Source organism: Paraburkholderia sp. SG-MS1, from assembly GCF_012275575.1.
Classification (GTDB): domain Bacteria; phylum Pseudomonadota; class Gammaproteobacteria; order Burkholderiales; family Burkholderiaceae; genus Paraburkholderia.
Genome location: NZ_NPIH01000075.1, coordinates 1 through 4169, shown reverse-complemented (window position 1 = coordinate 4169; position 4169 = coordinate 1). Strand labels below are relative to the sequence as shown.

General features: G+C 66.2%; 3 protein-coding genes. 1 reads left to right on the top strand and 2 read right to left on the bottom strand.

The window, feature by feature from the left end; all coding sequences use genetic code 11:
* On the top strand, positions 1-827 hold an 827-nt coding region (locus CIC12_RS05070), incomplete at its 5' end, for a phytochelatin synthase family protein (RefSeq protein ID WP_238812377.1).
* Between the two features lie 98 nt (positions 828-925).
* Here the strand turns inward: CIC12_RS05070 and glgA are convergent.
* Together glgA and CIC12_RS05060 are read right to left on the bottom strand one after the other, a co-directional pair.
* Complete coding sequence (gene glgA, locus CIC12_RS05065; protein ID WP_168662749.1) at positions 926-2539, bottom strand: glycogen synthase GlgA; 1614 nt, start codon at positions 2537-2539, stop codon at positions 926-928.
* Between the two features lie 341 nt (positions 2540-2880).
* The coding region (locus CIC12_RS05060; protein ID WP_168662746.1) for a sodium:solute symporter family protein at positions 2881-4169 on the bottom strand (1289 nt) is incomplete at its 5' end.

The window sequence follows — 4169 nt, the reverse complement described above, 5'->3', positions numbered from 1 at the left end:
GGCGCATAAGCCGGGCCGTGGGCCTCGTCACTGTCGCGACGGCGGCATTGGCGGCCTGCGCGCCGTGGGCGCCGGAGGCCAACCATGGCCTCACCCAGACGCGAAGCGCCGCGCAGTTCTCAGGCCAAAGCGCCGCGCAAGCCACGTCGCCGCAAACGGCACGTCCCGCCGACGGCCCGTTGCCCGTCCCGCCCAACCTGATTCCCTTGACCCTGGCCATGGGCCAGAAGCGCCTGACGTCCACGCCATACAGCCAGTCGTACTGGCCGCTCGCGCAGTACTTCGAGACGCAGCGTAGCGAAAGCTGGTGTTCGGTCGCGGCCTCGGTCATGGTGCTCAACGCACTGGGCGTTCGTCGTCCCGAGTCGAGCCTGTATCCGGACTTCCCGTTTTTCTCGCAGCAGGATTTCTTTCGCGGCATCGACCCGCAAGTGGCCGACCCCGCGCGGGTATCGAAAGAGGGCATGACGCTCGATCAACTCAGCGCGGTGCTACGCACGTTCCCGCTCGACGTGACGACATGGCACGCGAGCGCCATGACGCTCGATCAGTTCCGCGAGCGCATTCGTGACGCCACGGTTCGTCAGGACCGCTTTGCGTTGCTGAACTTCCGGCGCGTGGAGATCGGCGAAATGGGCGGCGGGCACTGGTCGCCGCTCGCCGCCTACGACGCCGCGAGCGATAGCGCGCTGCTGCTCGACGTTGCGCGGTACAAGTATCCGGCCGTGTGGGTGCCGGTCGCGCAACTGTACGCGGGCGCGCTGGCGGTCGACAAGGTAAGCGGCTTGTCGCGCGGACTGGTGATCGTCAGCGGGCGTGCGAATTGAGGCGTGGACGCTGCGTCGCCAACACGACGAACGAACAACGGCGCGCCTGGCTTGCCGTATCCGTCGCACCATCCATCGCACCCTCTGCGCCCGACGTATCACGCGCTGCGCGTCATCTCTGCGGCGGCGCTCGCAAAGCTTTCCTCCACGCGAGTCCTGCGCGTGCCAGTAGCAACAGCGGCACCGCCCGCCGCGCGTTCCCGAACGGCCGTCTTGCGAACACGTGCGTCGCGCGGCGCCGGCCTTGCATCGACCAGTTCCGCATACAGCGCCAGATAGTTCGCGGTCGATGCATCCCAGCCGGATTCGCGGTTCATCGCATTACGCTGCAACGCATGCCACGTCGACGGCTGTCCGAACACCGTCAACGCACGTCCGAGTGCATGCGCGACGTGCTCCGGCGTTTCGCCATCGAACAGGAAGCCGGTTGCGCGAGCCTCGTCACGCCCGTCTTGCGGCGCGTAATCGACGATCGTATCGGCGAGCCCGCCCACGCGCGACGCCACCGGAATCGTGCCGTAGCGCATCGCATAGAGTTGCGTCAGCCCGCATGGCTCGAAGCGGCTGCCGTGCAGCAGGATATCCGCGCCCGCATGCAGCATGTGAGCCCGCCGCTCGTCGTAGCCGATCTGCACGCCGACGCGTCCCGGCCACGCGGCAGCCAATGCCTGCACCGCCTGTTCGAGATCGCGCTCGCCCTGGCCAAGAATGGCGAATTGCAGCCGCGCATGCCGTTCGAGCAAGGCGGGCAACGCGCGCACGACGACGTCCGCGAGCTTCTGGTCGGTGAGCCGGCTGCCGACGGCGACGAGCGGTGCAAACGGCTCGCGCGTGAGGCCGAACGCCTGTTGCAGTTCACGCTTGCAGGCCTGCTTGCCGGCGGTGTCGTCCACGCCATAGCGGCGTGCGATGGTCGCGTCGGTGGCCGGATTCCAGTTCACCGTATCGATGCCGTTGACGATGCCCGACAGTTTGCCGGCTTGCGCCTGCAGCACGCCTTCCATGCCGTAGCCGAACCGTGGCGTCAGAATCTCGCGGGCGTAGCGCTGGCTGACGGTCGTCACGCGATCCGCATGCACGATGCCGGCTTTCATCATGCTCAGTGAGCCGTAGAACTCGATGCTGCGCTCATCGGACAGGGCCGGCGCGAGCAGCTCGGGCGGTATGCCGATCCAGCCGCCCATCGCGAGCGGATGATTGCCCTGGAATGCGAGGTTGTGAATCGTGAACACGCTTTTGGCGGCCACGCCGGCGAGCCGCATATAGAGCGGCGTAAGCCCCCCATGCCAGTCGTGCGCGTGCACGATGTCGGGGCGTTTCAGGTTGCGCACGCCGCGCGCCACGCGCGTCGCGGCGGCCGCGAGCGAGGCGAAGCGCGTGAGGTTGTCGAGGTAGTCGCGGCCTTGCGGATCGCGGTACAGGCCCTCGCGGGCGAACAGGTGATCCATCTGCAGAAGCAGGACTGGCACACCGGTGTCGGGCATCCGGCCGCGCAGGAGCTTCGCATCGCCGCCGGGCAGGCCGGTCATGCGAGCGATGGGCGTGATGTCGAGCGCGCGGTCGAGTGCGGCGGGATAAGCGGGCATCAGGATCGAGACCTCGGCGCCGGCATCGCGCAACGCGGCGGCGTAGGCGCTGATCATATCGCCGAGACCGCCGGATTTGGCGAGCGGCAAGGCTTCCGAAGCGACGAGAAGTACGTTGAGCGACAAGTTGGCCCCCGGAAATGGGATTATTGCACTTGCACAGTGCGAGGCGGTTCGCAAGCGCGAAGCATGAGCAAGGCATGTGCCTGTCGTTTTACGTTTTTCACACGTGCCGGAGCAGGTTTGTGTTGCAGTGCGCAGAGACTGCAAAAGGCGCGAGTTGCAGCCGACGCGCGCAGGGCGCGCAGGCGTTTTTTTCATTCATATGTAGATTTGACTTTGGCGCACGGCGCGCCGTTTGCGCGCGGGACACTCGCATGAATGCACGGGACTTGAAACAGTGAAGGGGTCGCCGCTGACGCGGGCAACCCCTTCATGCACTCAGACTGAACGAAACCGGTGCCTGTTCAATGCACCGATGCCTGCGTCTGCTCGACCGGCCGCGGCTGCGTCGCCGCGCTCACTACCACGAACACGACCACGTTCACCGCCAGCGCGAGGAAGCCGATGTTGACGTCCTTCAACGCATCGGGCAGGAACGGCATCAACTGGCCGACGCTCCAGTGCAGCGTGGTCGTTAGCGCGACCACCGCTACCCCGGCTACGATCCCGCAGAACGCGCCCTGTCTGGTCGCGCGGTTATGCGGGAACAGGCTGCAAATTACCGCGGGGAAAAGCTGGGTGACGAAGCTATAGCCCATCAGCAGCAACGCGACGATGGTCTCGCCGCCGTTCAGCGTGAAGCCGACCGCGACCAGCGCCACCACCGGCACCAGGAAGCGCGCGAGCGTCGCGACCGAGGCGTCCGATGCGTTGCGGTTCACCATGCCGCGATAGACGTCGTTGGCGAGCAGCGTCGATGCCGAAGTCAGGATCATCGAGCCCGGTACCAGTGCGGTCAGAATGCCGGCCGCGCCGATCACGCCGACGAACCACGGGTCGAAGGTCTGCAAGGACAGGCGGAACAGCGACAGGTCGATGTCGCCGCCCTTGAGGCCCGGCACGCGCAGTGTCGCCGCGAAGCCGACGAAGAACACGAATAGCAGGATCAGCTGATACAGCGGCAGCACCATCGCGTTGCGGCGGAAGATGCGTTCGTCCTTCGCGGTAAAGATCGAGCCGAACGTGTGCGGCCACATGAAGAAGCCGAGCGCGGTCAGCAGCACGGTCGACTGGAACCACGTCACGCTCGAGCCGCGCGCCGGGAAGGCGAGAAAGCCGGGGCGGGCGGCGTCGATCGCGCGGAACATGTCGCCCAGGCCGCCGTAGTAGTGCAGCGGCAGGTAGATGCCGAGAAACAGCACGATCGCGAGGATCAGCAGGTCCTTGACCACCGAGTTCCACGCGGAGCCGCGCACGCCCGAGACGATCACGTAGGCGGTCACGACGGCGGCGCCGATCCACACGGCCGCCGTCGACGAAATCGCGCCATACGAGGCCGTCGCGACGATGATGCCGAGCCCCTTCAGTTGCAGCACGAGATACGGAATCAGCGCGGCCACGCCGACTAGCGCGACCAGCGTGCCGAGTGCTGGGCTTTCGTATTTGCGCGTGAAGAAGTGTGGTTGCGACACGAGGCGGTGCTTCTTCGCGTAACGCCAGATCGGCGGCAGCATCCAGTACGAGAGGATGTACGCGAGCGTGCCGTACGCAAGAATGTAGTAGACCGGCGCGCCCTTGCCGTACGCGAAGCCGC